A 26,996-nucleotide genomic window follows, 5' to 3' on the forward strand; every position below is an offset into this window, starting at 1 on the left:
GATGCTCGCCGTGATTTTCACGCGCAAGCCCGTTTCTTATAAATCTCCCGCTCTCCATGGATAATGGCGCCATCTTAAAAGGATGGTCTCTGTGTCTCTACCGCAAAAGCGTTTACTGGCTGATTTTCCTGCCTTCTTCCGGGTGTCGGAAGAGGTGGTTGTCGTCGTTGGCGGCGGCGAGGAAGCTTTGAACAAGGCGCGCCTCGTGGCGCAGACATCCGCACGTCTTCGCATCATTGCCGAAGAAACAGAACATCATCTGGCCGATTTCATCGCGAGCCATGGTGCGGAGCATATTGCAGCACCTTTTGCGCCGGAACATGTCGAGGGCGCAAAGCTTGTTTTCGTGGCGACCGGCGATGAAGCGCAGGATCGCGCCATTGCTGCCGTGGTCAAGGCCGAGAAGGTTCCGGTCAATGTCGTTGACCGTCCAGCCCTTTGCGATTTCCTGACGCCCGCCATCGTCAACCGTGCGCCGCTGACGATTGCGATTGGTTCGGAAGGCAGTGCTCCGGTTCTGGCGCAGATGGTTCGTGCGCGTATCGATGCCGCCTTTTCGCCGCGCCTTGGCGAGCTTGCGCATTTTGCCGAAAGCTGGCGACCGCTGGTCGAGCGGGCGCTGCCCAAGGGTCTGGCGCGCCGCAGTTTCTGGCGCGGATTCTTTTCGGGCCGTGTCGCCAGCGCCATTGAAAATGGCGACCGCGTGGAAGCCTACAAGGCTGCGAGCGACCTGATCGAGCAACGTGACAATGCTGCCGGTTATGTCTGGCTGGTCGGCGCCGGTCCGGGTGCCGAAGACCTGCTGACCCTGCGCGCCCATCGCGCTTTGATGGAAGCCGATGTGATCGTGCATGATGCGCTGGTGCCGGAAGGCGTCATTGCCATGGGCCGTCGTGACGCCGAGCGCCTTGCCGTTGGCAAGCGCAAGGGCTGCCATTCCAAAAGCCAGGAAGAAATCAATCGCCTGCTGGTTTCGCTGGGGCGGGAAGGCAAGCGCGTTGTGCGGCTGAAATCCGGTGATCCGTTGGTATTCGGACGCGCAGGTGAGGAAATGGCGGCGCTGCGTGCTGCCGGTATCGGTTTCGAGATCGTGCCCGGCATCACCTCGGCCTTTGCTGCCGCTGCCGATATGGAATTGCCGCTGACGCTGCGCGGTGTCGCTTCGTCGCTGGTGTTCACCACGGGCCATGACATGACGGGCGATGTGCTGCCGGGCTGGGCGAAGCTCGCCGTATCGGGTGCAACGATTGCCGTCTATATGGGCTCCACGGTCGCGGCATCGGTTGCTGCGCGCCTGATTGGTGCGGGCCTGCATGAAGATACCGCCGTGGCGGTGGTGGAAAATGCGAGCCGGCAGGACAAGCGCCTGTTCCACGGCACGCTGAAGGATTTGCCGGATCTGGAAAACCGCAAGGAACTTTCCGGCCCGGTCATGGTGATCATTGGCGATGCAGTCGCCGGTGCCGCAATCGACAAAGCCGAAGCGCTGGCCCTCAAGCCGGTTTCCGTCGCAGCCTAAACCCGCAGGATGCGCGGTTAACAAAAGTTTGGAGTTTGGAAATGGTCGTAAAAGTTCTCACTGCAAACCGGCTGATCGACGGGCAGGCTGTGTGGCTCGGTGCAGACGGTTCGTGGCAGGAGACCATCGACGGCGCGCTGATCGCCCGCCATGCGGAAGCCGTGACGGCGCTTGAAGAGGCGGGCAAGGTTGCAGCGAAAGCCAATCTGGTCGTTGATGTGAATGTGATCGATGTCGAGGAGCGCGAGGAGGGGCTTTACCCGATCCGCCTGCGCGAGCGTATTCGCCTTTCCGGCCCGACCATCGTTACCTTCGGTGATCTGCCCCTTGATAAGCCTGCTTTGAAGCGCGCCTCGTAATATCTGTTGACGCATTTCCGGACGCAAAACCGGTTCCCACTTTTGCTGGAAATGCTCTGAACCCGGATTTAGACTATGTATCGTTATGATGAATTCGACCGCGATTTTGTTGCGGCCCGCGTTGCCCAGTTCAAGGATCAGGTCGAGCGCCGCCTGACTGGCGAGCTGACCGAAGACCAGTTCAAGCCGCTGCGTCTGATGAACGGCCTCTATCTGCAATTGCACGCCTATATGCTGCGCGTGGCCATCCCCTATGGCACGCTGTCGAGCCGCCAGCTGCGCAGGCTTGGATCGATTGCACGCGACTATGATCGTGGCTTCGGCCATTTCACCACGCGCCAGAACATCCAGTATAACTGGCCCGCCCTGAAGGACGTGCCGCGCATTCTGGAAGAGCTGGCGGAAGTCGAGATGCACGCCATCCAGACCTCCGGCAATTGCATTCGCAACGTGACCGCCGATCATTTCGCAGGTGCTGCCGCCGACGAAGTGGCTGATCCGCGTCCGTTTGCAGAAATTTTGCGCCAGTGGTCGTCGCTGCATCCGGAATTTTCTTATCTGCCGCGCAAGTTCAAGATCGCCATTGTCGGCTCCGACCATGACCGTGCGGCCATTCAGGTGCATGACATTGGCTTGCAGCTGAAGAAGAACGAGGCAGGCGATCTGGGACTGGCCGTCTATATTGGCGGCGGTCAGGGCCGCACGCCGATGGTGGCGAAGAAGATTCGCGACTTCCTGCCCCTCGAGGACATGCTGACCTATGTGACGGCCATCGTGCGCGTCTATAATCTGCATGGCCGTCGCGACAACAAGTATAAGGCGCGCATCAAGATCCTCGTCCATGAAACGGGCGTCGAAGAACTGACCCGCGAGATTGACGCCGAATGGGAAGATATTCGTTACGGCGAGCTGAAGCTGCCGCAGCGCGATATCGACGCTATCGAAAGCTATTTCCGCATGCCGAACCTGCCGCAACGGCCGGAAGGCTGGGAAGTGCTGGCGGTAACCCAGAAGTCCGATGCGGAATTTGCAAGCTGGGTGGCGCGCAATGTCACGCCGCACAAGAACCCGGATTATGCGGTCGTCACCATTTCGCTGAAGCCCATCGGCGGTATTCCCGGCGATGCGAGCGCCGAGCAGATGGAGCTGGTGGCGGACATTGCCGAAACCTATTCCTTCGATGAAATCCGCGTCAGCCACGAGCAGAATCTGGTTTTGCCGCATGTGGCCAAGGCCGATCTCGCAGCCGTCTATGATCTGCTGCAATCGGATGGTCTGGTGACGCCGAATGCCGGTCTCATCACCGACATCATTGCCTGCCCGGGTCTTGACTATTGCGCCCTTGCCAATGCGCGCTCCATTCCGGTGGCGCAGCGTATTTCCGAGCGCTTCGGCGACCACCAGCGCCAGCTTGAAATCGGCGATCTCAAGATCAAGATTTCCGGCTGCATCAATGCCTGCGGCCACCACCATGTCGGTCATATCGGCATTCTGGGCGTCGAGAAGAAGGGTGAGGAACTCTATCAAATCACACTTGGCGGTTCGGCGGATGAGCATTCGGCCATCGGCGAGATCACCGGTCGCGGCTTCTCGTCGGAAGAAGTGGTGGATGCCATCGAAACGGTGGTCGATACCTATCTCGCCTTGCGCGAAAGTCCGGAGGACACCTTCCTCGCCGCCTATCGCCGCGTAGGCATGGAGCCGTTCAAACGCGCGCTTTATGGAGAAATAAGCCGTGCAGCTTGATGCTGAAGAAAGTGCCGCCGCCGAGGCCCGCCTTCTGGAGGCCAGCCACGGCGCGTCTACCCCGCAAGATGTGATCGCGCTCGTCACGCGCGAACTCTATGAGGGGCAGATCGCGGTCGTGTCTTCCTTCGGGGCGGAATCGGCAGTGCTTTTGCATATGATCTCGGAAATCGATCCGGCAACGCCGGTGCTGTTTCTCGATACGGGAAAGCACTTTCGGGCCACACTCGATTATCGTCATGATCTGGTGGACCGGCTGGGTTTGACTGATGTGCAGGATATCCTGCCGCTTGAGGATAGCCTCAAGGCGGACGATCCGTTCGGCGCGCTGTCGATGACCGACAAGGATCGCTGCTGCTTCATCCGCAAGGTGGAGCCGATGGCGCGCGCCGTGGCCCCTTATCGGGCCTGGATGACGGGCCGCAAGCAGTTTCAGGCATCGACGCGCGAAAGCCTGGCAACGTTCGAATCGGTCGGCCCGCGTATTCGTATCAATCCGCTGGCGCGTTTGCAGGCCGTCGATCTCAAGGCCTATGCCGAAAAGCATGATCTGCCGCCGCATCCCCTGACCGCGCAGGGCTACCGTTCCATCGGCTGCATGCCCTGCACGCGGCCCGTGAACGACGACGAAGATCAGCGTGCCGGACGCTGGGCGGGATCGGAAAAGACAGAATGCGGCATCCACCTGTCGGGTCTGTCGGATAGTTTGAAGAATTTGGGAGCAGGTGACCGGAAATGAGCGATATCAACGAAACCAAACTCTGGTCTGCCGATGGCTTTCGCGAAGACGATTATGTCTTTGCCGACGATCTGGAAGCTGCGGACGACGCTCCGGCTGTCATCATTCCGCTCGCCGTATGGCTTGGACTGGACGAAGAACGCCGCCGTGCCTCCAATCGCCGGATTGGCGTTTCGGTTGCGCCGGGCGAAGCCATTGAACCGCTGCTGGATGATCTTGGCAGCGTGCCGCTAATCGCCTTGCAGTTCCCGGCGTTCAATGACGGTCGCTCCTATTCCAAGGCCGAGATTTTGCGCCGCGCAGGCTTTGCGGGTGAATTGCGCGCCGTTGGCGATGTGTTGATCGATCAGGCTGCCTTGATGCTGCGCACCGGTTTCGACAGCCTTCAGGTGACGAACAAGGTTGCGCAAGGCCGTCTCGGCGAAAACCGTCTGGTCGATACGCCCGGTTACTATCAGCCGGGGCGCGGCTCCGTGCCGGAGGAGGCCGGGTTTGCCTGGCGGCGTGTCAAGGCAAGTTAGGCACATCGCTCAAATTTGCCATTTTTCTGCACGCCTTGATGCGCTAGACACGCCTCACCAAATTCAGGGAGTCGCGGCGTGATCCGGCATATTGTTTTCTTCAGCGTCAAAGAAGGTCAGGATATAGAGACCGTCAAAAAGGGATTGGAGCAACTTGGCACCATTCCCCATGCTGACCTTTTTGAAGTTCTGCCAAATTCCAGGGTCGATCCGATGTGCGACCGCATTGATCTCGTGGTTTATGCCGAGTTCAAAGATGAGGAAGCGCTTTTTGCTTTCAAGAAGCATCCGACCTATGACGCGACGACGCAACTGGTGCGTCCGATGCGCGAATTGCGCTTTTCAGCCGATGTTGTGACAGACAAGCGCTAAAGCATTTCCAGCAAAAGTGCGAAGCGGTCTTGCGTTCGGAAATGCGTAAAATAACTACCAGCCGGCCTGTGGTTTTTCCTGTAGTGGCAGGCCACCGAAAAGATCGGGCTCGCTGGACGTTTTTGCTCGCTCGATATTGAGAAGCTTCAGTTTCGTCGCCGTGCCACCTGCCGCCGAAAAGCCGCCGACCTTGCCGTTGGCTCCGAGCACCCGGTGACAGGGCACAATGATCGGAAACGGGTTCTTGCCAAGCGCATAGCCGACAGCCTGTGAGAGACTCACATCGCCGATCCTTCGGGCAATTGCACCATAGGTCGTTGTCTCACCCGGTTTCAGCTCAAGAATTATTTCATAGACCTGTCGGTTGAGATCGGGTTGGGTATCCAGCGCAAGCGGTGTAGTTGAAAAATCAACATCGGCACCTGCCAGAAGCGCACGGACACCCTGGATTGCATCGCTGACGAAGGAGGGCATATCGATATCTTCGGCACCGGGGAACCGCTCACTGAGCCTATAGCGGGTTTCCTTCTCGTCAGCATCTCCGATCTCAACGCCCACAATCTTCTGGCCGCGCCAGGCAATGCCGCACGGTCCGATCTCTGTTTCGAAAATGGTGACGCCTGACGATTCCATGGAAGTCATATTAACATGGTTTTGAACGGGACGAATGCCGGTTATCGGGTAACGATAGGAACGTTCACGTGAAAAGTCGTAACAATTGCGGAAAATGGCGCAGTGAAATGGTTGAAGAACGACACGAATAATGATTGTGTGATGGCGACCGGCCAATGCCCTTAAATGGCCAAACGGATTGACGAGAGTTTCCGGTACCTGTCGCGGCGGGAGCGGAACCGAGGAATTTAAATGGACGATTACGAGCGATATGCCACAGGGTTGATGATCGTTTTTGGCGCGCTGATTATCGGCGGCCTCATGGCGGCTAACCTGTACCACGGCGACAAGCCGGGCTTTTTATTCGCGCTAGGCGCTGCGGTTGTCAGCTGGTTTGCGGCTTTTGCCGTCCTGTTTGACAAGCCACGCGTTTATGGCGTGATGATTGCGGTTGCGATCGGTCTGGTCGCGGCTTCAATCGGTGCTTATGTAACCTGATTTTGAGCCAGTTTATTTAGAAAAAGCCCCGGTTTTCCGGGGCTTTTTCGTTTTAGAGATATGGCGAGTAGCACTGGCGCCGTGGCCCATAATTAGGCTGGAACGTGTTATCGTAGGCTCGATAGGAGCGATAGCGGTTGTAGCACCACCGCACATGCGGGTTGCCACCACGATAGATCGGTGCTGGACGGTAGCGATAAACAGGTGGTGGTCCCCAATAACCGCGATCGTAGCGATAGTACGGACGGTAACGCGGACGGTCATGCCGCCAGTGACGGCGATGCTCCCGCCAATAGCGGCGGTCACCACGATAATCGTAATACTGAACGTTTTGTACATTCGGTGCTAGAGCCTGGGCGGACGGTGTCGCCATCAAAGACGGCTGTGCCGCATTCGCGGTCCCGGCAGCAGCGGATAGTCCCATGCCAAGTGACAAACATGCAGCAAACAGGGAATAAGCAAACCTTTTCATCGGTCTCTCCTCACAGCGCATACCGAAAAATGTGAAACGGCTTTCGGATAAGATGCGCGTAAAATGAACAACACAAATCGTCCCTAAGGTCATTTTACGTCGAACATTGTGGCAGAGCGGTGACCCTGCGCAGTCACAATTTCTTGGGTCCGGCAACAGATCGGTGATGTGCGGATAACAGGATAGGAAACACTCGGCCTGAATTGACATAAAGATATGTTTATGTCATTAAGCGACTTCCGTGATATGCGTATGAAGGGCAATTCGGGTTTGTGTGTCCGAGCAAATCCTGTTGCCTGATAACAGATTGAATACAGGCGGTGTTTTATGGCCTCTTCCCTCGAAGGTCTTTTTGGTGCAACGGCTGCGCAGCCGGATGGCTCAGAAGTGCTTGCAGCTCTCACCAAGGCAGCGCGGGAGCGCATCCTGATCCTCGACGGCGCGATGGGAACCCAGATTCAGGGGCTTGGTTTTCATGAAGAACATTTCCGGGGTGAGCGCTTCGGCGCCTGCGACTGTCAGCTTCAGGGCAATAATGACCTTCTGACCCTGACGCAGCCCAAGGCTATCGAAGAAATCCATTACGCCTACGCCATTGCGGGCGCGGATATTCTCGAAACCAACACATTCTCGTCTACGACGATCGCCCAGGCCGATTACGGTATGGAAGAGCAGGTCTACGAATTGAACCGTGACGGTGCGCGTCTTGCGCGTCGTGCGGCCCTGCGCGCCGAGCAGAAGGACGGCCGCCGCCGCTTCGTTGCAGGAGCGCTTGGGCCGACAAACCGTACCGCTTCCCTGTCGCCGGATGTCAACAATCCCGGCTACCGCGCTGTTACCTTCGACGATCTGCGCATCGCCTATGCCGAGCAGATCCGGGGGCTGATCGATGGCGGTTCCGACATCATCCTGATCGAAACCATCTTCGACACACTGAATGCGAAGGCTGCTGTCTTCGCCTCGGAACAAGTGTTCGAGGAAAAGGGCATCTTCCTGCCGGTGATGATTTCCGGCACGATCACCGATCTTTCCGGCCGCACCCTGTCCGGGCAGACGCCGACGGCATTCTGGCATTCGCTGCGTCACGCCAAGCCGTTCACTATCGGTCTCAACTGTGCGTTGGGCGCCAACGCCATGCGTGCGCATCTCGACGAATTGTCGACCATCGCCGATACATTCATCTGCGCCTATCCGAATGCTGGTCTGCCGAACGAGTTTGGCCAGTATGACGAAACGCCGGAAGCAATGGCTGCCCAGATCGAAGGCTTTGCGCGTGATGGTTTGGTCAATGTGGTTGGCGGTTGCTGCGGCTCGACGCCGGAACATATCCGCGCCATTGCCGAGGCTGTCGCGAAACATCCGCCGCGCAAGCCTGCCAAGGTTGCGCCACTGATGCGCTTGTCGGGCCTCGAACCCTTCACGCTCACAGAGGATATTCCTTTCGTCAATGTTGGCGAACGCACCAACGTGACCGGCTCGGCACGCTTCCGCAAGCTGATCAAGGCTGGCGATTTTGCTGCTGCGCTCGACGTCGCGCGCGATCAGGTGGTCAATGGCGCCCAGATTATCGACATCAACATGGATGAAGGCCTGATCGATTCCGAAAAGGCCATGGTCGAATTCCTCAATCTGATTGCTGCCGAGCCGGATATTGCCCGCGTGCCGATCATGATCGACAGCTCCAAATGGGAAGTCATCGAGGCTGGCCTGAAATGCGTTCAGGGCAAGGCGGTGGTCAACTCCATCTCGATGAAGGAAGGTGAGGAGGCCTTTATTCATCATGCGAAGCTCGTTCGCGCCTATGGCGCGGCAGTTGTCGTGATGGCTTTCGATGAAACCGGACAAGCCGACACCGAGGCGCGCAAGATCGAAATCTGTACACGGGCCTATAAGATTCTGACCGAACAGGTCGGCTTCGCACCGGAAGACATCATCTTCGATCCGAACATCTTTGCGGTGGCGACCGGTATCGAAGAACACAATAATTACGGCGTCGATTTCATTGAGGCGACACGCAAGATCATGGCGACCTTGCCGCATGTCCATGTCTCGGGTGGCGTGTCGAACCTTTCCTTCTCGTTCCGCGGTAATGAGCCGGTGCGCGAGGCGATGCATGCCGTGTTCCTGTACCACGCCATTCAGGCGGGTATGGATATGGGCATCGTCAATGCCGGTCAGCTTGCGGTATACGATGCCATCGATCCGGAACTGCGCGAGGCCTGCGAGGATGTGGTGTTGAACCGCCGCTCCGATGCAACCGAACGCTTGCTGGAAATCGCCGAACGTTTTCGCGATTCAGGCTCCAAGGAAGCCAAGGTGCAGGATTTGACCTGGCGCGAATGGCCGGTGGCAAAGCGCCTTGAGCATGCGCTGGTCAACGGCATTACCGAATATATTGAAGCCGATACGGAAGAGGCGCGGCAGTCTGCCGAGCGTCCGCTGCATGTCATCGAAGGGCCGCTGATGGCCGGTATGAACGTGGTTGGCGATCTGTTCGGCGCGGGCAAGATGTTTCTGCCGCAGGTGGTCAAGTCGGCCCGCGTGATGAAGCAGGCCGTGGCCGTTCTCCTGCCATATATGGAAGAAGAAAAGCGCCTCAATGCTGAAAAAGGCATTGGCGGCTCTGAACGTCAGAGTGCCGGCAAGGTGCTGATGGCGACCGTGAAGGGCGACGTGCACGATATCGGCAAGAATATCGTCGGCGTCGTGTTGGCCTGCAATAATTACGAGATCATCGATCTCGGCGTGATGGTGCCATCGCAGAAAATCCTGCAGGTGGCGCGTGACGAAAAGGTGGATATCATCGGCCTTTCCGGCCTCATCACGCCGTCACTGGATGAGATGGCGCATGTGGCAGCAGAAATGGAACGCGAAGGTTTCGATATTCCGCTTCTGATTGGCGGTGCGACGACCAGCCGTGTCCATACTGCGGTGAAGATTCATCCGCGCTATGAACGCGGGCAGGCGGTCTATGTCATCGATGCCAGCCGTGCCGTCGGTGTGGTTTCGAGCCTGCTGTCGCCGGAAGGCAAGCAAGCCTATGTTGACGGTCTGCGCGGAGAATATGCCAAGGTGGCCGCGGCTCACGCGCGCAATGAAGCCGAGAAGCAGCGCCTGCCGATCGCTCGCGCCCGCGCCAATGCGCATAAGCTCGATTGGGATAGTTTTGCTCCGGCAAAGCCGACATTCACCGGCACGAAGACTTTCGACGATTACGATCTGGCCGAAATCGCCCGCTATATCGACTGGACGCCGTTCTTCCAGACCTGGGAGTTGAAGGGCCGCTATCCGGCAATTCTTGAAGATGAGAAGCAGGGCGAAGCCGCCCGGCAGCTCTGGGACGACGCGCAGGCGATGCTGAAGAAAATCATCGACGAAAATTGGTTCACGCCGAAAGCTGTCGTCGGATTCTGGCCCGCCAATGCGGTGGGAGACGATATCCGTCTTTTCACCGACGAAAGCCGGAAAGAGGAGCTTGCGACCTTCTTCACCTTGCGCCAGCAGCTTAGCAAGCGCGATGGCCGTCCGAATGTCGCGATGTCCGACTTCGTGGCTCCCGTCGAGAGCGGAAAGCAGGATTATGTCGGTGGCTTTGTCGTGACGGCGGGTATTGGCGAAGTTGCCATAGCCGAGCGTTTCGAGCGCGCCAATGACGATTATTCGGCCATTTTGGTGAAAGCGCTCGCCGACCGTTTTGCGGAAGCTTTCGCAGAATTGATGCATGAGCGTGTCCGCAAGGAATTCTGGGCTTATGCATCTGACGAGGCTTACACGCCGGAAGAACTGATCGGAGAGCCATATAAGGGCATTCGTCCCGCTCCGGGCTACCCGGCCCAGCCAGATCATACAGAAAAGACGACCCTTTTCCGTCTTCTGGATGCAACCGCGAACACTGGCGTGGAATTGACGGAAAGCTACGCGATGTGGCCAGGCTCTTCTGTGTCGGGTCTTTATATCGGCCATCCGGAAAGCTATTATTTCGGCGTGGCCAAGGTCGAACGCGATCAGGTCGAGGATTACGCGAACCGCAAGGGAATGTCCGTCGAGGAGGTCGAGCGCTGGCTTGCGCCGATCCTCAATTACACCCCAGGGGCGACTTCGGAAGACGCTGCGGCGTGACAAATGCCGCATTTAAATTAACCTAATCTCATATACTCGTAGTTTTGACAGATGCGCGGTGCGCGTTTGGCTGGTTTGTATTTATGCATCGGCTACAAACCAGTCGACGCGGCTGCATCGGCTTGGCGTTTCATATTCATGAGCAATTGGCTTAGAGCATGTCTCCCGAAAGTGGGAGCCGGTTTCGGGGTAAAGACATGCTTAAAAACAAACGGATAGAGCATAATTCGACCGGAGTGAACCGAGGATCGATAAGCTTATGCGTGGCTTAAAAGAAGTTAGAGCGCCGATCTGATCCAGTCAGATCGAAAGGAGCTCTAATAAACTAAAATTTAAATTAGTATAGTTTAATATTTTGTCGAAGCAGTATTCTATACTTATTATTATTTGGTGAAAATTGCAGGGGCGTGTTAGTGATTTGTTGGCATTTCATTCAAATGCTTCGAATTTCAATAATCATCGATAGTTATATTTTTCTTTGGGAAGTCTGCAATAAAATGGGAACAAATTTATGAATCCATGCAATCTGCTGACGATGCCGGACAGCTCCTTGAATACATAAATACTTATGCCAAGCAGTGCGGATTTGCACATACGGCTTATGTCATGCGCGTTCCGTTGCTGAACGGCGTGGTCAAATGGCTCAGCTTTGGATCGTTGCCCCAGGAATGGACCGATCATTATACGGCCAGAAAATATGCCGATATCGATCCACTGGTTCGCAAGGCATTGAACAGTATCGAGCCTTTGGTCTGGTCGCCGAAGCTGTTTGCAGAAGCACCGCAAATCTGGACGGATGCACAGCGCTTCGGTCTCAAGGTTGGGATTTCCCAGCCGTGCTGGGCAGCTCAAGGCGTTTTCGGAATGTTGTCTTTCCTGAGAAATGGTCCGGCATTGTCTTCGGGCGAGATTTCGATGTTGCGGCGCCAGATGCAGATTGCGGCCAATCTTTTACATCTGTCCATGTATGAACATCTTGATGTTCCGGCGATGAATTGCGTTTCTGAAGTGAACTTGACGATGCGGGAAAGGGAGATCCTGCGCTGGACGAGCGAAGGAAAGACTGCCGAGATCATCGGTACGATCCTCAATATTTCCACACGCACGGTGAATTTCCATATCAGCAACGTGCTGACAAAGCTGGTTGCGGTCAACAAGGTTCAGGCGGTCGCCAAGGCCCGCACGTTCGGACTTCTCTAGATATTTTCCAAGTCCCTCGGCGGTTTGTTCCGAAGGGCATTTTTCAGCGGCTTTCCGGTTTGCGCTTTTTCTGAAACGGGCTACAAATTCATTATCTTTCCCGGAGGATTAATGAATGACTGCTCAGCCAAACTCTCTCGAAGCCCGCGATATCCGTTATCATCTCCATTCCTACACCGATGCTGTCCGCCTCGAAGCGGAAGGCCCGCTTGTCATTGAGCGGGGCGATGGCATTTACGTCGAAGATGTAACTGGCAAGCGTTACATTGAAGCAATGTCGGGACTTTGGAGTGTCGGCGTGGGCTTTTCGGAGCCCCGTCTGGCCGAAGCAGCTGCAAGACAGATGAAGAAGCTGCCTTTCTACCATACATTCTCCTACCGTTCGCATGGTCCTGTCATCGATCTGGCGGAAAAGCTTGTTTCGATGGCTCCTGTGCCGATGAGCAAGGCCTACTTCACCAATTCAGGTTCCGAGGCCAACGATACGGTCATCAAGCTGATCTGGTATCGCTCCAATGCGCTTGGCGAACCGGAGCGCAAGAAAATCATCTCGCGCAAGCGTGGCTATCATGGTGTGACGATTGCCTCCGCCAGCCTGACTGGCCTGCCCAACAATCACCGTTCCTTCGATCTGCCGATCGACCGTATCCTGCATACGGGCTGCCCGCATCACTATCGTGAAGGGCTGGCGGGCGAGACTGAAGAGCAGTTCGCAACGCGACTGGCGGATGAGCTGGAACAGTTGATCCTTGCTGAAGGCCCGCACACCATTGCAGCTTTCATTGGCGAGCCGGTGATGGGCGCTGGCGGCGTGGTCGTACCGCCCAAAACCTATTGGGAAAAGGTGCAGGCAGTTCTCAGGCGCTACGATATTCTGTTGATCGCCGACGAGGTTATTTGCGGCTTCGGACGGACGGGCAACCTGTTCGGCAGCCAGACGTTCGATATGAAGCCGGATATTCTGGTCATGTCGAAGCAGCTTTCGTCGTCCTATCTGCCGATCTCGGCCTTCCTTATCAATGAGCGCGTTTACGCACCGATTGCCGAGGAAAGCCACAAGATCGGCACGCTTGGCACGGGCTTTACGGCATCCGGCCATCCGGTGGCGGCAGCGGTAGCGCTGGAAAACCTCGCGATTATCGAGGAGCGTGATCTGGTCGCCAATGCGCGCGATCGCGGTACCTATATGCAGAAGCGCCTGCGCGATTTGCAGGGTCACCCGCTGGTCGGTGAAGTGCGCGGCGTCGGTCTCATTGCCGGTGTCGAGCTTGTCACTGACAAGCAGGCCAAGACAGGTCTTGAACAGGCTGGTGCGCTAGGTGCTCAGGCAAATGCGGTTCTTCAGGAGCGGGGCGTCATTTCCCGCGCAATGGGCGATACGCTTGCCTTCTGCCCGCCGCTCATCATCAATGATCAGCAGATCGATACGATGGTGTCGGCACTCGAAGCGACGCTCAACGATGTTCAGGCGAGTCTCGCCAAGTAATAATTTGCTCCGGAGCTGTCCGAATAGCGGGCAGCTCCACAGCGAAAAGCCGTTAAATATCACAAAAATTGTATGATTTTCCGTAGCTTGGCCAAAAAGTGGCTTTTCCCGGCGCGCGCAAGTTTGTTCCGGCCCTGCGTGCAAATACGGTAAGTTTTTCGCGCAAGCCAGTCGCAATACGCGATAGGTTTCTTTCACTTTCTTGCATCATTTCACGACAATGCGCGCACCGTGGCTTTTGCCGCATCTGTGCCGGATGAAGGCATTCGCCATCCCTCCCGCCAGTATCGAGACCCCATCCGGTTGCCGGGAGTAATTAGTCGTGCATCATGCATCCCTGACCAAGAACCTGACGCATCTTCAGCGCCTTGAGGCGGAAGCTATCCATATTTTTCGCGAGGTCGCGGCAAGTTTTTCCAACCCGGTAATGCTTTATTCGGTCGGCAAGGATTCGTCGGTGATGCTGCATCTGGCGATGAAGGCATTCTATCCCGCTCCACCGCCTTTCCCCTTTCTGCATGTTGATACGACATGGAAGTTTCGGGAGATGATTGAGTTTCGCGATGCGCAGGCGCGTGAAAAGGGTTTCGAGCTGTTCGTGCATATCAATGAGGATGGCGTGCGCGAGGGTATTGGTCCCTTTAGCCATGGATCGAATGTCCACACTCATGTGATGAAGACGGTCGCCTTGCGGCAGGCGCTCGACAAATACAAGTTCGATGCCGCTTTTGGCGGCGCTCGTCGCGACGAGGAGAAATCGCGCGCCAAGGAGCGCATTTTTTCCTTCCGTAACGCACAGCATGGATGGGACCCCAAGAACCAGCGTCCAGAAATGTGGAAGATCTATAATACCCGCGTTTCCGCAGGGGAATCGATCCGCGTCTTTCCGCTGTCGAACTGGACTGAGCTCGATATCTGGCAATATATCCTGCAGGAGAATATCCCCATCGTGCCGCTTTATTTTGCGGCGCATCGTCCCGTGGTCGAGCGTGACGGCATGCTGATTATGGTCGACGATGACCGCATGAAATTGCGCCCGGACGAACGGGAGGAAAACCGGCTGGTGCGTTTCCGCACGCTTGGCTGCTATCCGCTGACCGGCGCAATTGAATCAAGTGCGGCTGACCTTTCCGATATTGTCGAAGAAATGCTGATTGCCCGTACATCCGAGCGGCAGGGCCGGGCCATTGATCGCGACGAAGCCGGTTCGATGGAAAAAAAGAAGCGCGAGGGCTATTTCTGATGAATGCGATAATCAAGCCTGTTGCGACCAATGCCGCAGTCAGCGACTTTCTGGCCGATCAGGAGCGCAAGACGCTGTTGCGATTTCTCACTTGCGGGTCGGTGGACGACGGCAAGTCGACGCTCATCGGGCGCCTGCTCTATGACACGAAACTGATCTTCGAGGACCAGCTCGCATCGTTGAAGAACGATAGCCGCAAGTTCGGCACCACGGATGACGATTTCGATTTCGCATTGCTGGTTGACGGTCTGGAGGCAGAGCGAGAGCAGGGCATCACCATTGATGTCGCCTATCGGTTCTTTTCGACGCCACGTCGCAAATTCATTGTCGCTGATACGCCGGGTCACGCGCAATATACGCGCAACATGGCGACTGGTGCCTCGACAGCCGATCTTGCTATCGTGCTCATCGATGCCCGTCAGGGTGTACTGACCCAGACACGGCGCCATTCCTTCATTGCCGCTGCACTTGGTATTCGTCATATCGTTCTGGCTGTGAACAAGATCGACCTGGTCGATTTTTCGCAAGGGGCTTTCGAGCGCATCGTTGCCGACTATATGGGCTTCGCCAAAGAACTTGGCTTTGTCAGCATCCAGCCGATCCCGCTTTCGGCGCGTTTCGGCGACAATGTCACCCTGCCGTCGCCACGCATGGACTGGTATGAAGGGCCGCATTTGCTCGAACATCTGGAGACCGTGCGCATCGACACGGAGGCAGCGGCCAAGCCGTTTCGTTTTCCAGTGCAATATGTGAACCGTCCCAATCTCGATTTTCGCGGCTTCTCCGGCACAGTGGCATCCGGGTCGATCACTGCCGGCGATACGGTGGTTGTCGCCAAATCAGGCAAGACCTCCCGCGTAAAACGCATCGCCACCTATGACGGTGACTTGCCGCGCGCTTCCGAGGGGCAAGCCGTCACACTGGTGCTGGAGGACGAGATTGAGGTTTCGCGCGGCAATATGCTGGTAGGGACCGAGGCCCGGCCTGAAGTTGCTGATCGGTTCTCGGCCAATATAGTCTGGTTTGGCGAGGAGGCGTTGCATCCCGGCCGATCCTATATCCTGCGTACCGAAACCGATCAGACGCCGGTAACGATCAATGAGATCGTATACAGAACCGATGTCGATAGCTTTACCCGTCAGGAAGCGCCCCGCCTTGACCTCAACGAGATTGGACTTTGCCATCTCCAGACGGTGGATCAGATTGCGTTCGATCCTTACGCGGATAATCGTGTAACCGGCGCGTTCGTCTTGATCGACCGGCTTACAAACGCGACTGTGGGTGCTGGGATGATCGATAGCGCGCTTCGTCAGGCGACGAATGTGCATCTGCAGTCCTTCGACCTCGACAAGCAGACACGCGCAGCACAGAAATTCCAGAAACCGGCTGTGCTTTGGTTCACGGGTCTGTCCGGCTCCGGCAAATCCACCATCGCAAACCGGCTCGAACAGCGTCTCCATGCGCTCGGCAAGCATACCTACCTGCTGGACGGTGATAATGTCCGCCATGGCCTCAACAGCGATCTGGGCTTCTCGGAGGAGGATAGGGCAGAGAATATCCGCCGTGTCGGCGAAATCGCCCGGTTGATGACCGATGCGGGGCTGGTGGTGCTGGTTTCCTTTATCTCGCCATTTCGGAGTGAACGGGATCGCATTCGCTCCCGGCTGCCCGAAGGCGAGTTCGTCGAGATATTCGTGGATACACCGATTGAAGAATGCATCGCGCGTGACCCCAAAGGGCTTTATGCGCAGGCCTTGCGCGGTGAGATCAAGGCTTTTACCGGGATCGATTCTCCGTATGAGGCACCGGTATCACCGGAATTACGCCTGAGCACGACGGGTCGTGACGTTGACGAACTCGTCGCAGAAGTAGAAAAGTATCTCGCCGAACGTGGTATCATAGGCAGTTATGGCAGCGATTCCTGGTCAATCTGAGCAATGAAGATTTCAGCCTCCCCGAAAGCCGATCCGAACGACGATGCAATACTGACCGTCCTGCAGGAAGCTGCACTTGAGGCGGGGCGCGTTATCATGAAGCACTATGCCAATGGTTGCGCGGTTCAGAGCAAGAAAGATTCCTCCCCGGTCACGGAAGCAGATCGTGACGCGGAAGCCATCATTCTCGCGGCACTCGCTTCCGTTGTCCCGGACATTCCGGTTGTCGCCGAGGAGGAAGTGGCGGCAGGACGTTTGCCTTCACAGTTGGGTCGGCAATTTCTACTGGTTGATCCTCTGGACGGCACCCGTGAGTTTCTGCTGCGAAACGGCGACTTCACGGTGAATATCGGCCTGATCGAGGATGGCGCTCCAGTTCTCGGCATCGTTTATGCACCCGTTCGCAATCGCTTGTTTATTGGAACCAGCAACGGTGCTGAAGAAATAACGACGACCAAAGATCATGCAATCGGAACACGGCGCAGGATAGCGGTGCGCGTTCACGGGTCCGAGCAGGTGGCGGTTTGCAGCCGGTCACATAAAAACCCGGAAACGGAGAAGTTCCTGAACGACAACAGGATCAGCAGTTGCGTTTCCATCGGGTCATCGCTGAAGTTTTGCCTGATTGCCAGCGGGGAGGCCGATATCTATCCGCGTTTCGGCCCGACGATGGAATGGGATACGGCGGCGGGCGATGCCGTGTTGCGCGCCGCTGGCGGTCTCACCACGACTTTCGAGGGGACGCCGCTCTCTTATGGCCAGCGCGCCAATGAAGGTGTTACGGGTTTTGCCAATCCCAATTTCGTGGCTTTTGGCGGTGGCACGAAGCCCGTTTTTGCTCTGGTTTGATCGTTTTTGGAAGCAAATGGACGCAACACCTTTCCCTTATACACAGCTTCCCTGAAAGCTGTGTCCAACTTTTCAAGTCAGGCATTTAAAAAAACCACAAGATGCTCTTGCAGCTTGAAATAGGGGACGTTATAAGCCGCCTCAATGGTCAAGACCACGTGGTCACGGAGTGTAGCGCAGCCTGGTAGCGCACCTCGTTCGGGACGAGGGGGTCGGAGGTTCGAATCCTCTCACTCCGACCATTTTCCAAGTGCCGAAGCACTTTTTATCCCGATATTTCTCTTCACATCAATATCCGCTAGCCGGCGATAAGCCGTTGCATTTGCACCACTCGAACTATTTCTTGCCTTCAAGGCACCAGCATTGGCTGCAATCCAGGTTGATGCCGTGTTAAATGCTTTCCCGGAGAGCATTGGCGCATCGAGGTAGACTTTGCCTAATTAATTCCGGTCTCAATCCAGTTTCACCCATGCAACCTGATAGCAGCGAGCTGTCGGGCGTGTGAACTTGTTCATCGGGTGGCGGTTAGAGACCGGTTTGGCATTGTCAAATGTGCCGGAACAGCTTGCCTGTCTCTGCTCTTCAATCAGTTGAAAAATCGCCATGCCGCGCCCGGAATGGGCACCTCATTCGCCATCTTGGTGAGCTTCCAGAATGGAAGACCGAGATATTATGAGCGATATTCTTCGGGTGCGGTGGACGATCACACCGAAAACTGCCCCTCAGCCTTGGATTGCGTGCAGTGGGTGCGGCAAGCTGAACGCTTTTCGATCGAGCGGTAAGGTCAGACTGAATGCCAATGGCCGAAAGCTTGATGCGTGGCTGATTTATAAATGCCTGACATGCGACAAGACATGGAACCGGTCGATTTTCGAACGGCAGAATGTCCGCGAGATCGATCCCAGGATACTGGAGGCGCTTCATTCCAACGATCCGCAATGGATTTGGGCTGAGGCGTTCAATATGCAAGCACTGAGACGGAAATCACAGCGCGTCGATGAGTTCCCGGAGTACGATGTCGCCAAAGCTGTTGTGCACGCAGCAGCCTTTTTCGAGACAATCGAGATCGAGTTGCAAGTTGCCCTTCCGGTCTACATGCGCCTGGATCGTCTGTTGGCGACCGAGCTTAAAATCTCCCGCACGCGCCTTCAGGTGCTCAGTGACGGAGGCACAATTCGGATGACATCGGATGAAAACGACGTCGTCATGCGGCGACGGATCAAAACCGGGGTCGTGATTTCGATTAAACCGGAGCCTTCTGACCAGGAGATCGATTGGCAATCGCTGGTCGCAGGAAATGCATGCTGAAAAATAATGAAGGCCCGGTTTCGGGCCTTCATCTCTGCGGTTTGCGCCAGAGAATAGAATTCGCATCGGTTGTCATTCTGCTTTCCCGAAAACCGACATGCGCATGAACTCTCCATCATATTGGGCAAGGGCTACCACGCGTTTACGGTCCAGTATCTCCACACGGTTCGAGCGGAACAGGATCAGCCCCTCTTCGCGGAGATCACGCAGCATTCGATTGAGGTGTATCGGCGTTAAGCCCAGGGCATCGGCGAGTTGATATTGCGTTAGCGGGCAATAAAAGGAATTTGGATCGCCCATCCCGCACGATTGCACCCGATCAGAAAGCTCCAGAAACAGATGTGCCGTTCGGACGAATGCTGCGCGGCATCCGATATTGGTAAGATGCTCGATCAGCATCGAGCGCTGGCGTGCAAGAAGCTCGATGAGGATCAGGCTGAGACGTGGCGCTCGCTCGATAGAGGCTTCAAGCGAGACAAGCGGAATCTCGAAAACCGACATCGGCGTGATCGCCGCGATTGTGTTGTAGCTGTAGCCATCGGCAGTCCTGAGCCCAAGAAAATCGCTCCGCATGGGAAAGTCGATGATCTGCCGTTCGCCGCTGGACAGGTCGCGATATACGCAGCCCCAACCGGAGCGCACGAGATGGATGCTTCTGACGCGGGCACCCTGCTCAATGATGGTGGCATCGGCAGAAAAATCGCTTTCGATTATGGTGAGAGACGAAAGCGCGTCTGTTTCCCGCGCCTCCAGCTTGGCAAGAATTGGAGGTGCCTCCAATAAACCAATAAGCGCTTCGATTGATGGGTCTGTGGTCTGCTTGCCACTATGCATTTCTAACCCACTAGAGCGTATCCCGAAATTTGTGCGACAGCCTTTCGGAAAAGTTGCATCCTGAAATCACAGTTAGGGCGCCTGCTCGATTCAATCAAATCGATACGCGCCTTAAAGTATGCCCACCCAATCACATGGTGGTCTTCCAGTCGGGTAATCGTGTAAATTGCCTGTCGGCATTTCCATCAAAAGTCTATGTGCTTATGAATTTCGAAATGCGCAACTGCCCCCCAGCGTCTATAAATTCAGCAAACTCGAAAACCATATAAACGAAAGATATAGAGGATATATCCTACCGCTCTCCAAGTCGTTCTTATGGACGGTCATAATTTTTATGCGTTGCTAACATAAGTTAATGACACGATTATTTCCCGATAGCAATATTTACCCCAGCCAAGGCTACACGTCTATCCAGGCAAGCGCAGGAAATTGTTCGTCTCTGACGAAAGTAATAGTTGGATGCATAAACATAGAGCAACTTGAGTAGCGCCGGGAGTATCACATGTTGGAGACAAGAGGGGATAGCCTTTGGGCTGCTTCGGAGAGTATGGGCGACAGGGGCAACGCCGCCAGCACTGAAGCAGCGCGTGGACGGCGCATGTTGCTCGTGTGCAAGAGCAATCTTGAACGGCAGTGCCTTTATAACGGGCTCGTGCTGAACGGTCTCAAGCTTCCCGTCGAGACACAAGCGGCGATCGAGTTAGCAGATCCGACCGATGATATTGCTGTTGTTCTTATCAACATAGGTTCGAAGCGCCTGGCCGATCCGTTTTTCTCGGAAAAATTGCAAGCCGTGATCGAGCTCTGGCGTCCGGTCCCTGTTGTTTTTCTTGCTGAACGCGAGGAATGGGCCCAGGTTGTTCGCGCCATGGAAATTGGCGCCCGCGGCTATATTCCAACGTCAGTTGACATCAAGGTTTGCGTCGAAGCCATTCATCTTGCCACGGCTGGCGGCATGTATGTGCCTGCTTCCATGGTTTTTCAGACAGCACCGACAGATATTGATGATGATGTTCTGGGCGAGTTGCTCACAGCGCGCGAGATCGAAGTCGTCCATGCCATCCGAATTGGCAAATCGAACAAGATCATCGCTTTTGAACTCGGTATGAGCGAAGGCACGGTCAAGGCTCACGTCCATAATATCATGAAGAAAATTGGTGCTGCGAACCGCACGGAAGTCGCGTGCAAGCTGCATCGAATGTACGGTGAGAAGTTCGATCTTGATTGAACCCTCTCGGTTTCGTTTCAGAACGCATTCCGAAAAGTATGAAACGCTTTTCGGAAAAGATGCGTGTAAACCAATGGTTCAATCAAAGCGGGAAATGCTCTAGTTGAATGCCGTTTGTACGAAAAAGGGCGAACGGTGGTTCGCCCTCTCGAATGAGATTGAGTATTCTTTTTATTGGACTGGCATTCAGTCATACCGGCGAGTTTCGTCGCCGTCTGGGCCCCAATTTCACACTTGCCCTGCTACGCAATAACGCTACTCGTTTCCCCGCATTCCGAGGCCCGTAACAAACAGCCCGATTATTTTATTCTATGTTTGCATCAAGTTGGGATGAACGCGCCAAACTCACTTTTCATGCCTCATATCTCTCGTTTTACTTCAGTCTTTTGTGTTCAAGAGATGATTTCAAGAATACGCCAGTTTGGAATCTTATGAATATAGATATTCGATCCACATTTAACGAATAGGTTTATGACGGCCGGAGCAGTATGCCCAAAGTGATGGCTGAGGTTTAGGCATCAGTCGGCGAAAGAGGTCTTCCGATCGAAAATTAAACGAAGGTTTTATTTGAATTTATGGTTTCTTCGCAGGATTGCCGGGTGACGACGATAAATGTCGAAAATTGCTGAAAAGCGAATGCTATTCGAAGCCAATCGAACTGAAATGGTTGCTTTCTATTGAAAAACCGCGAAATTACCCGAACGCAATCAGAATAATGCCAGCTCCGGGATAAAAATGCAGCTCACCCCCCGTCACAATGCAATTCTTGAGCTCGCTCGCAAGCAAGGGCAGGTTCTGGTGGATGATCTTGCTGCGGCTTTTGAAGTGACGCCGCAGACTGTACGCAAGGATTTGAATGATCTTTGCCGCGCCCGGATGCTGCGTCGTATCCATGGAGGCGCGCTCTATCCATCCGGCGTCGAGAACATGGAGTATGAAGCACGACGCCGCATCGCCGCGCACGAAAAGGAATCGATCGGACGCGCTGCCGCAGAAATCATTCCGGACGGTGCTTCCCTGTTCATCAATATCGGCACCACAACCGAAGCCGTCAGCCAGGCACTGGTTGATCATAACAATCTGATGGTTATCACCAATAACATCAATGTTGCCAATACGTTGCGCGTTCATCCCTCGATAGAGGTGGTTGTTGCAGGCGGTGTCGTGCGTCCGTCCGACGGGGGGATCGTCGGTGAAGCAGCCGTCGATTTCATCCGGCAGTTCAAGGTCGACTATGCGATTATCGGCGCTTCTGCCATGGATGAAGACGGGGCCCTTCTGGATTTCGACTTCCGTGAAGTGAAAGTGGCGCAAGCCATCATCGCCAATGCGCGGCATGTAATTCTCGTGACTGACTCCACAAAACTGGAACGGACCGCGCCGGTGCGTATCGGTCACATATCGCAGATCGATACTTTCATTACGGATCACTGTCCGTCGAACCAGTTGCGGGAATTGTGCCGCGAAAGCGAGGTCGAACTGATCGAAACCCTCGGAGAGAGTCAGACGGAAGAAAAACGAACGTAGGTTCGTTTCATTTTCGGTTTGCTTTCGTATTAAATGAATTATATTCGCTTTGGTTTTCGGAGACTGGTCTTCGGGGTTCGCCATGGCGCAAGAGAAACTATTCGATATATTTGTAATCGGCGGCGGCATTAACGGCTGCGGTATCGCGCGTGATGCGGTTGGCCGGGGATTTTCAGTTGGCCTTGCCGAAATGAACGATCTGGCAAGCGGCACCTCGTCGCGAGCAACCAAACTTATTCATGGTGGCTTGCGCTATCTGGAGCACTACGAATTTCGTCTGGTGCGAGAGGCGCTGATGGAGCGTGAGGTGCTGTGGGCCAATGCACCCCACATCATTCATCCGATGCGCTTTGTGCTGCCCTATCATAAGGGCGGAATGCGTCCTGCATGGTTGTTGAGGCTGGGGCTGTTTCTCTATGACCATTTGGGCGGGCGTAGGAAACTTCCTGCGACGCATACGCTCGATATGCGTTCCGATCCGGCAGCGCAGCCCCTGAAACCGCTTTTTACAAAGGCATTCGAATATTCGGACTGCTGGGTGGATGACGCACGTTTCGTTGCCTTGACCGCCCGTGATGCAGCAGATCGCGGTGCGATGATCCGAACCCGCACAAGAGTCGTGGCGGCGCGCCGTGACAGCGAATACTGGACCATTACACTGGAAGATACCGGTACACATGAGCGCGAGGAAGTTAGGGCTCGTCTGCTGGTCAATGCTGCTGGTCCCTGGGCCGACAAGGTTCTGCAAGGTGTCGAAGGAGATCGACAGCTCCACAATGTCCGCCTTGTTCAGGGTAGCCATATTGTGGTGCGCAAGAAGTTCTCCGATCCCCGTTCCTATTTCTTCCAGAACAATGACGGACGCATCATCTTTGCCATTCCCTATGAGGACGACTTTACGCTGATCGGCACGACCGATCAGGATTATCAGGGTGACCCGGCCAAGGTTGCGATCACCGATGGCGAGACCGACTATCTTTGCGCGGCAGCCAGCGAATATTTCAAGGAGCCGGTCAGACGCGCGGATATTGTCTGGACCTATTCCGGCGTGCGCCCGCTTTATGATGACGGTGCGAGCAAGGCACAGGAAGCAACGCGCGATTATGTGTTGAAAGAAGATGCGCCGGATGGGCTTGCACCTCTGATTAACGTCTTTGGCGGCAAGCTGACCACTGCGCGGCGACTTGCCGAACATATGCTGGAGAAGATCGAGCATCGGCTGGGGCAAAAAGGTGCGCCGTGGACCCACGCTGCACCCTTGCCCGGCGGTGATTTCGTGGATGTCGAGTTCGAACGCGAATTGCAAAAGGTGAAAGTTGCATATCCTTTCCTGACGCCTGCTCATGCGCGGCGTCTGTTCCGGCAATATGGAACGCGTATTCATGTTCTGCTTGGGGAAGCCGTTTCACTTGCCGATCTCGGACAGCATTTCGGCGCCGATCTTTATGAAGCCGAAGTGCGGTATCTGCTCGAGAATGAATGGGCAGTGAGCGCCGAGGATATTTTGTGGCGGCGTACGAAACTTGGTCTTCGGCTCAATGCGGCGGATGTTTCCTCGCTTGAGGAATATCTGAAGCCAGCGCGCGTCGCCTAAGCCCTCTCAATCTTTAGCCGCACTTGCCAGTTGTGTTTTGAGCAGTCATTATTCTCCCATATAGCGGGTTCCAGCCTTCCTGGGAGGAAAAGATGGGCACACCGCAAGACCTAACGCATGCTGATCGGATTCAGTCCGCAATCATGACCGCGGGTGGCGCTGCCCGATCGGCTCTGGTCGCCTCATGGCGGCGCTCGGCGGAACTGCATGGGCTTGATCCTGCCGAACTGGGGTCGGTGCGCACCCTTTCCGACGGTGAGTTCAGAACTGCTCATCAGCGTATCGAACGCCTTGTCAGCATAGCGCAAGCCAGTATGGACCGCCTTTATCTGGCCGTTGGCGGGGTCGGCTGTTGTGTGCTTCTGGCCGATAGCGAGGGCGTGCCGGTCGAACGTCGTGGCGCACCGGGCGATGACGATACTTTTTATCGCTGGGGGCTTTGGACCGGCGCGGTCTGGAGCGAACAGAGCGAAGGCACGAACGGTATCGGCACCTGCATTGTCGAACAGCGTCCGCTGACAATTCATCGCGACCAGCATTTTCATACCCGTAATATCGGGCTTTCCTGCACGGTCGCGCCGATCCACGATCATCAAGGGCGCCTGATGGCAGCACTTGATGTTTCGTCATGCCGCGCCGATCTGACGGAGGCTTTCGCGCAACTCATATCCGTCGCCGTAATCGATGCTGCACGGCGCATCGAGGCTGAAAATTTCCGTCAGGCTTTCCCGGAGGCTCGTATCATGCTGGCGCCAAGCCCCGACAGAACCGGCGGCGCACTGATCGCGGTCGACAAGGATGATCTGGTTATCGGCGCCACACGTGCGGCGCGTCTGGCCATGGGGCTTGACGATGCCGCTCTTGCGGTTCCGTTGCCCGCAGCCGATCTTCTCGGCTGGCATGCCGATCCACGTGAAGATATGGCAGAGTCGGAGCGGAGCGTAATTCTGCGCGCCCTTGCGCGTGCAGAAGGGAATATCTCGGCTGCTGCCGGGCTGTTGGGCATCAGTCGCGCCACGCTTCATCGCAAGCTCAACCGGCTGAAGATCATTCGTCCGCACTAATCAGAAATAAGCGGACACAACTGTCTCAATATTGCGACACATAACCTTGCGAGCTTGAATGCGCGGGATGACTCTTTCGCACTGCCGCGCGATCCTCACGCATGAAACGCTGTAGGAGCAGCGTGGTTTTGGGAGGAATGTCATGAACAAGGTTGAATTCAGCCGGACCGTGAAGCCGGCTTTCGCAAAACGCTACGGAAATTTCATCGGGGGCAAATGGGTCGAACCCAAATCGGGCCGCTATTTCGAAAACACTTCGCCGGTCAACGGGCAGGTGCTTTGCGAAGTCGCCCGTTCGGACGCCGCAGATGTTGAAGCGGCTCTCGATGCAGCGCATGCCGCCAAGGATGCCTGGGGCAAGACGAGCGCGGCGGAACGCGCGCTCATCCTCAATCGCATTGCCGACCGGATTGAGGAAAATCTGCCTGCGCTGGCTGCCGCCGAAACCTGGGACAACGGCAAGCCAATCCGCGAAACCACCGCTGCTGATCTTCCTCTGGCCATCGACCATTTCCGCTATTTTGCAGGCGTCATCCGTGCCCAGGAAGGCGGCATCTCCGAAATCGATCACGACACGGTCGCGTATCATTTCCATGAACCGCTCGGCGTTGTCGGCCAGATCATCCCGTGGAATTTCCCTCTTCTCATGGCGACATGGAAGCTTGCTCCGGCCCTTGCGGCGGGCAACTGCGTCGTCCTGAAACCGGCTGAACAGACACCGGCATCGATCCTCGTGCTTATGGAACTGATCGGTGATCTTCTCCCGCCAGGGGTTATCAATGTCGTCAACGGGTTTGGCCTTGAGGCAGGCAAACCGCTTGCATCAAGCCCGCGCATCGCCAAGATCGCCTTCACCGGCGAAACGACGACCGGTCGACTGATCATGCAATATGCCAGCCAGAATCTCATCCCGGTTACGCTGGAACTTGGTGGCAAGTCGCCGAACATCTTCTTCAAGGATGTCGCAGCGGAAGATGACGACTTCCTCGACAAGGCCATTGAAGGCTTTGTGATGTTCGCACTCAACCAGGGCGAAGTCTGCACTTGTCCAAGCCGCGCGCTTATTCATGAATCGATCTACGACAAGTTCATGGAAAAGGCGCTGAAGCGCGTGGATGCGATCGTGCAGGGCGATCCGCTTGATCCTGCCACGATGATCGGCGCGCAGGCCTCCAGCGAACAGCTTGAAAAAATCCTGAGCTATCTCGACATCGGCCGCCAAGAAGGTGCTGAAGTGCTGGCAGGTGGCGAGCGCAATATTCTGCCAGGCGATCTGGCTGGCGGTTACTACGTCAAGCCGACCGTATTCAAAGGCACTAACAAGATGCGTGTTTTCCAGGAGGAAATTTTCGGACCGGTTGTGTCTGTTGCTACCTTCAAGGACGATGCGGAGGCGCTGTCGATTGCCAACGATACGCTTTACGGTCTGGGTGCCGGCATATGGACGCGTGATGGCACGCGTGCCTATCGCTTCGGGCGTGCCATTCAGGCCGGTCGTGTGTGGACCAATTGCTATCATGCCTATCCGGCACATGCGGCATTCGGCGGCTACAAGCAATCGGGTATCGGTCGCGAAAACCATCTGAAAATGCTGGACCACTATCAGAACACCAAGAATATGTTGGTGAGCTACAGCCCGAAGAAGCTGGGTTTCTTCTAGAGCATGTCTCCCAAAAGTGGGAACCGGTTTTGGGATCAAGACATGCATAAAACAAAAGGCTAGAGCGGTTTCAAAGACTCCGTTTTGAACGAAGCCGCTCCAGCCGAAGCTG

The 26,996-nt window shown here is 55.7% G+C and carries 22 protein-coding genes and 1 tRNA gene; 20 read left to right on the plus strand and 3 right to left on the minus strand.

Translation table 11 applies throughout. The features are described from left to right. The first annotated feature begins 82 nt into the window (after nt 1–82). The 6 genes from cysG (at nt 83) to F9K91_RS04385 (ending at nt 5,256) form a co-directional block, all read left to right on the plus strand. Nucleotides 83–1,519, plus strand: coding sequence for a siroheme synthase CysG (cysG, locus tag F9K91_RS04360; protein WP_151654315.1), 1,437 nt, complete (start codon nt 83–85; stop codon nt 1,517–1,519). A gap of 41 nt (nt 1,520–1,560) precedes the next feature. Beyond that, on the plus strand, nt 1,561–1,878 hold the full coding sequence (locus F9K91_RS04365; protein WP_151654317.1) for a DUF2849 domain-containing protein: 318 nt from the start codon (nt 1,561–1,563) through the stop codon (nt 1,876–1,878). 75 nt (nt 1,879–1,953) lie between these two features. Next, nucleotides 1,954–3,624 carry a nitrite/sulfite reductase gene (locus F9K91_RS04370; protein WP_151677283.1) on the plus strand — a complete coding sequence of 557 codons (1,671 nt, stop codon included), beginning with the start codon at nt 1,954–1,956 and terminating at the stop codon, nt 3,622–3,624. Continuing rightward, complete coding sequence (locus tag F9K91_RS04375; protein WP_151654321.1) at nt 3,614–4,363, plus strand: phosphoadenylyl-sulfate reductase; 750 nt, start codon at nt 3,614–3,616, stop codon at nt 4,361–4,363. The genes F9K91_RS04370 and F9K91_RS04375 overlap by 11 nt, the downstream gene beginning before the upstream one ends. Then, on the plus strand, nt 4,360–4,884 hold the full coding sequence (locus F9K91_RS04380) for a DUF934 domain-containing protein (RefSeq protein WP_151654323.1): 525 nt from the start codon (nt 4,360–4,362) through the stop codon (nt 4,882–4,884). The genes F9K91_RS04375 and F9K91_RS04380 overlap by 4 nt, the downstream gene beginning before the upstream one ends. 78 nt (nt 4,885–4,962) lie before the next feature. Next, nucleotides 4,963–5,256, plus strand: coding sequence for a Dabb family protein (locus F9K91_RS04385; protein ID WP_125300560.1), 294 nt, complete (start codon nt 4,963–4,965; stop codon nt 5,254–5,256). A 54-nt stretch (nt 5,257–5,310) separates the two neighbouring features. Here F9K91_RS04385 and F9K91_RS04390 read toward each other — a convergent pair whose 3' ends face one another. Beyond that, complete coding sequence (locus F9K91_RS04390; protein WP_151654325.1) at nt 5,311–5,889, minus strand: methylated-DNA--[protein]-cysteine S-methyltransferase; 579 nt, start codon at nt 5,887–5,889, stop codon at nt 5,311–5,313. Nucleotides 5,890–6,120: 231 nt separating this feature from the next. Here F9K91_RS04390 and F9K91_RS04395 point away from each other — a divergent pair, with 231 nt between their 5' ends. Beyond that, complete coding sequence (locus F9K91_RS04395) at nt 6,121–6,366, plus strand: hypothetical protein (RefSeq protein WP_010658028.1); 246 nt, start codon at nt 6,121–6,123, stop codon at nt 6,364–6,366. Nucleotides 6,367–6,418: 52 nt separating this feature from the next. Here the strand turns inward: F9K91_RS04395 and F9K91_RS04400 are convergent, their stop codons facing one another. After that, nucleotides 6,419–6,838 (minus strand): BA14K family protein, encoded by a 420-nt coding sequence (locus tag F9K91_RS04400; RefSeq protein ID WP_151677284.1) that lies wholly within the window; start codon nt 6,836–6,838, stop codon nt 6,419–6,421. Nucleotides 6,839–7,165: 327 nt separating this feature from the next. Here F9K91_RS04400 and metH point away from each other — a divergent pair, with 327 nt between their 5' ends. The 8 genes from metH (at nt 7,166) to F9K91_RS04440 (ending at nt 18,977) form a co-directional block, all read left to right on the plus strand. Then, a complete protein-coding gene (gene metH / locus F9K91_RS04405) occupies nt 7,166–10,957 on the plus strand; it encodes a methionine synthase (RefSeq protein WP_151677285.1) in 3,792 nt (1,263 codons plus the stop codon). Nucleotides 10,958–11,449: 492 nt separating this feature from the next. After that, complete coding sequence (locus F9K91_RS04410; protein ID WP_151555500.1) at nt 11,450–12,157, plus strand: LuxR family transcriptional regulator; 708 nt, start codon at nt 11,450–11,452, stop codon at nt 12,155–12,157. A gap of 115 nt (nt 12,158–12,272) precedes the next feature. Continuing rightward, nucleotides 12,273–13,643 carry an aspartate aminotransferase family protein gene (locus tag F9K91_RS04415; protein ID WP_151555499.1) on the plus strand — a complete coding sequence of 457 codons (1,371 nt, stop codon included), beginning with the start codon at nt 12,273–12,275 and terminating at the stop codon, nt 13,641–13,643. Nucleotides 13,644–13,965: 322 nt separating this feature from the next. Next, the gene (gene cysD / locus F9K91_RS04420; RefSeq protein WP_151677286.1) at nt 13,966–14,886 is read left to right on the plus strand and encodes a sulfate adenylyltransferase subunit CysD; all 921 of its coding nucleotides are present in this window, start codon (nt 13,966–13,968) and stop codon (nt 14,884–14,886) included. After that, nucleotides 14,886–16,820 carry a sulfate adenylyltransferase subunit CysN gene (cysN, locus tag F9K91_RS04425; RefSeq protein WP_151652228.1) on the plus strand — a complete coding sequence of 645 codons (1,935 nt, stop codon included), beginning with the start codon at nt 14,886–14,888 and terminating at the stop codon, nt 16,818–16,820. Before cysD ends, cysN begins: the two co-directional genes overlap by 1 nt. A 3-nt stretch (nt 16,821–16,823) precedes the next feature. After that, nucleotides 16,824–17,669 carry a 3'(2'),5'-bisphosphate nucleotidase CysQ gene (cysQ, locus tag F9K91_RS04430; protein ID WP_151555496.1) on the plus strand — a complete coding sequence of 282 codons (846 nt, stop codon included), beginning with the start codon at nt 16,824–16,826 and terminating at the stop codon, nt 17,667–17,669. 165 nt (nt 17,670–17,834) lie between these two features. Next, a tRNA-Pro gene (locus tag F9K91_RS04435) sits at nt 17,835–17,911 on the plus strand. Between the two features lie 430 nt (nt 17,912–18,341). Continuing rightward, on the plus strand, nt 18,342–18,977 hold the full coding sequence (locus F9K91_RS04440) for a DUF1062 domain-containing protein (RefSeq protein WP_151652227.1): 636 nt from the start codon (nt 18,342–18,344) through the stop codon (nt 18,975–18,977). 72 nt (nt 18,978–19,049) lie between these two features. Here the strand turns inward: F9K91_RS04440 and F9K91_RS04445 are convergent, their stop codons facing one another. Beyond that, nucleotides 19,050–19,811: a Crp/Fnr family transcriptional regulator gene (locus tag F9K91_RS04445; RefSeq protein ID WP_061344870.1), complete on the minus strand. Its 762-nt coding sequence runs from the start codon at nt 19,809–19,811 to the stop codon at nt 19,050–19,052. Between the two features lie 502 nt (nt 19,812–20,313). Between F9K91_RS04445 and F9K91_RS04450 the strand changes: the two genes are divergently transcribed. The 5 genes from F9K91_RS04450 (at nt 20,314) to adh (ending at nt 26,884) form a co-directional block, all read left to right on the plus strand. Further along, complete coding sequence (locus tag F9K91_RS04450) at nt 20,314–21,039, plus strand: response regulator transcription factor (protein ID WP_151555491.1); 726 nt, start codon at nt 20,314–20,316, stop codon at nt 21,037–21,039. Nucleotides 21,040–21,774: 735 nt separating this feature from the next. Next, nucleotides 21,775–22,566, plus strand: coding sequence for a DeoR/GlpR family DNA-binding transcription regulator (locus F9K91_RS04455; protein ID WP_151645968.1), 792 nt, complete (start codon nt 21,775–21,777; stop codon nt 22,564–22,566). Between the two features lie 82 nt (nt 22,567–22,648). Next, complete coding sequence (gene glpD, locus F9K91_RS04460; protein ID WP_151652226.1) at nt 22,649–24,160, plus strand: glycerol-3-phosphate dehydrogenase; 1,512 nt, start codon at nt 22,649–22,651, stop codon at nt 24,158–24,160. Nucleotides 24,161–24,252: 92 nt separating this feature from the next. Further along, entirely contained in the window at nt 24,253–25,224 is a 972-nt protein-coding gene (locus F9K91_RS04465) for a GAF domain-containing protein (protein ID WP_109985920.1), read from the plus strand. A 142-nt stretch (nt 25,225–25,366) separates the two neighbouring features. Then, a complete protein-coding gene (gene adh, locus F9K91_RS04470; RefSeq protein ID WP_061344875.1) occupies nt 25,367–26,884 on the plus strand; it encodes an aldehyde dehydrogenase in 1,518 nt (505 codons plus the stop codon). Nucleotides 26,885–26,996: the final 112 nt, after the last annotated feature.

The sequence above is a fragment of the Brucella tritici genome (genome assembly GCF_008932295.1).
GTDB lineage: Bacteria > Pseudomonadota > Alphaproteobacteria > Rhizobiales > Rhizobiaceae > Brucella > Brucella tritici.

What these genes read in the sequence shown, in the direction of transcription:
- F9K91_RS04450 (WP_151555491.1), top strand. Translation starts at nt 20,314, where the DNA reads ATGTTGGAGACAAGAGGGGATAGCCTTTGGGCTGCTTCGGAGAGTATG.
- glpD (WP_151652226.1), top strand. Translation starts at nt 22,649, where the DNA reads ATGGCGCAAGAGAAACTATTCGATATATTTGTAATCGGCGGCGGCATT.
- F9K91_RS04390 (WP_151654325.1), bottom strand. Translation starts at nt 5,889, where the DNA reads ATGGAATCGTCAGGCGTCACCATTTTCGAAACAGAGATCGGACCGTGC.
- F9K91_RS04445 (WP_061344870.1), bottom strand. Translation starts at nt 19,811, where the DNA reads ATGCATAGTGGCAAGCAGACCACAGACCCATCAATCGAAGCGCTTATT.
- F9K91_RS04440 (WP_151652227.1), top strand. Translation starts at nt 18,342, where the DNA reads ATGAGCGATATTCTTCGGGTGCGGTGGACGATCACACCGAAAACTGCC.
- F9K91_RS04415 (WP_151555499.1), top strand. Translation starts at nt 12,273, where the DNA reads ATGACTGCTCAGCCAAACTCTCTCGAAGCCCGCGATATCCGTTATCAT.
- F9K91_RS04400 (WP_151677284.1), bottom strand. Translation starts at nt 6,838, where the DNA reads ATGAAAAGGTTTGCTTATTCCCTGTTTGCTGCATGTTTGTCACTTGGC.
- cysN (WP_151652228.1), top strand. Translation starts at nt 14,886, where the DNA reads ATGAATGCGATAATCAAGCCTGTTGCGACCAATGCCGCAGTCAGCGAC.
- F9K91_RS04380 (WP_151654323.1), top strand. Translation starts at nt 4,360, where the DNA reads ATGAGCGATATCAACGAAACCAAACTCTGGTCTGCCGATGGCTTTCGC.
- F9K91_RS04370 (WP_151677283.1), top strand. Translation starts at nt 1,954, where the DNA reads ATGTATCGTTATGATGAATTCGACCGCGATTTTGTTGCGGCCCGCGTT.
- metH (WP_151677285.1), top strand. Translation starts at nt 7,166, where the DNA reads ATGGCCTCTTCCCTCGAAGGTCTTTTTGGTGCAACGGCTGCGCAGCCG.
- adh (WP_061344875.1), top strand. Translation starts at nt 25,367, where the DNA reads ATGAACAAGGTTGAATTCAGCCGGACCGTGAAGCCGGCTTTCGCAAAA.
- F9K91_RS04455 (WP_151645968.1), top strand. Translation starts at nt 21,775, where the DNA reads ATGCAGCTCACCCCCCGTCACAATGCAATTCTTGAGCTCGCTCGCAAG.
- F9K91_RS04365 (WP_151654317.1), top strand. Translation starts at nt 1,561, where the DNA reads ATGGTCGTAAAAGTTCTCACTGCAAACCGGCTGATCGACGGGCAGGCT.
- cysG (WP_151654315.1), top strand. Translation starts at nt 83, where the DNA reads ATGGTCTCTGTGTCTCTACCGCAAAAGCGTTTACTGGCTGATTTTCCT.
- F9K91_RS04395 (WP_010658028.1), top strand. Translation starts at nt 6,121, where the DNA reads ATGGACGATTACGAGCGATATGCCACAGGGTTGATGATCGTTTTTGGC.
- F9K91_RS04465 (WP_109985920.1), top strand. Translation starts at nt 24,253, where the DNA reads ATGGGCACACCGCAAGACCTAACGCATGCTGATCGGATTCAGTCCGCA.
- cysQ (WP_151555496.1), top strand. Translation starts at nt 16,824, where the DNA reads ATGAAGATTTCAGCCTCCCCGAAAGCCGATCCGAACGACGATGCAATA.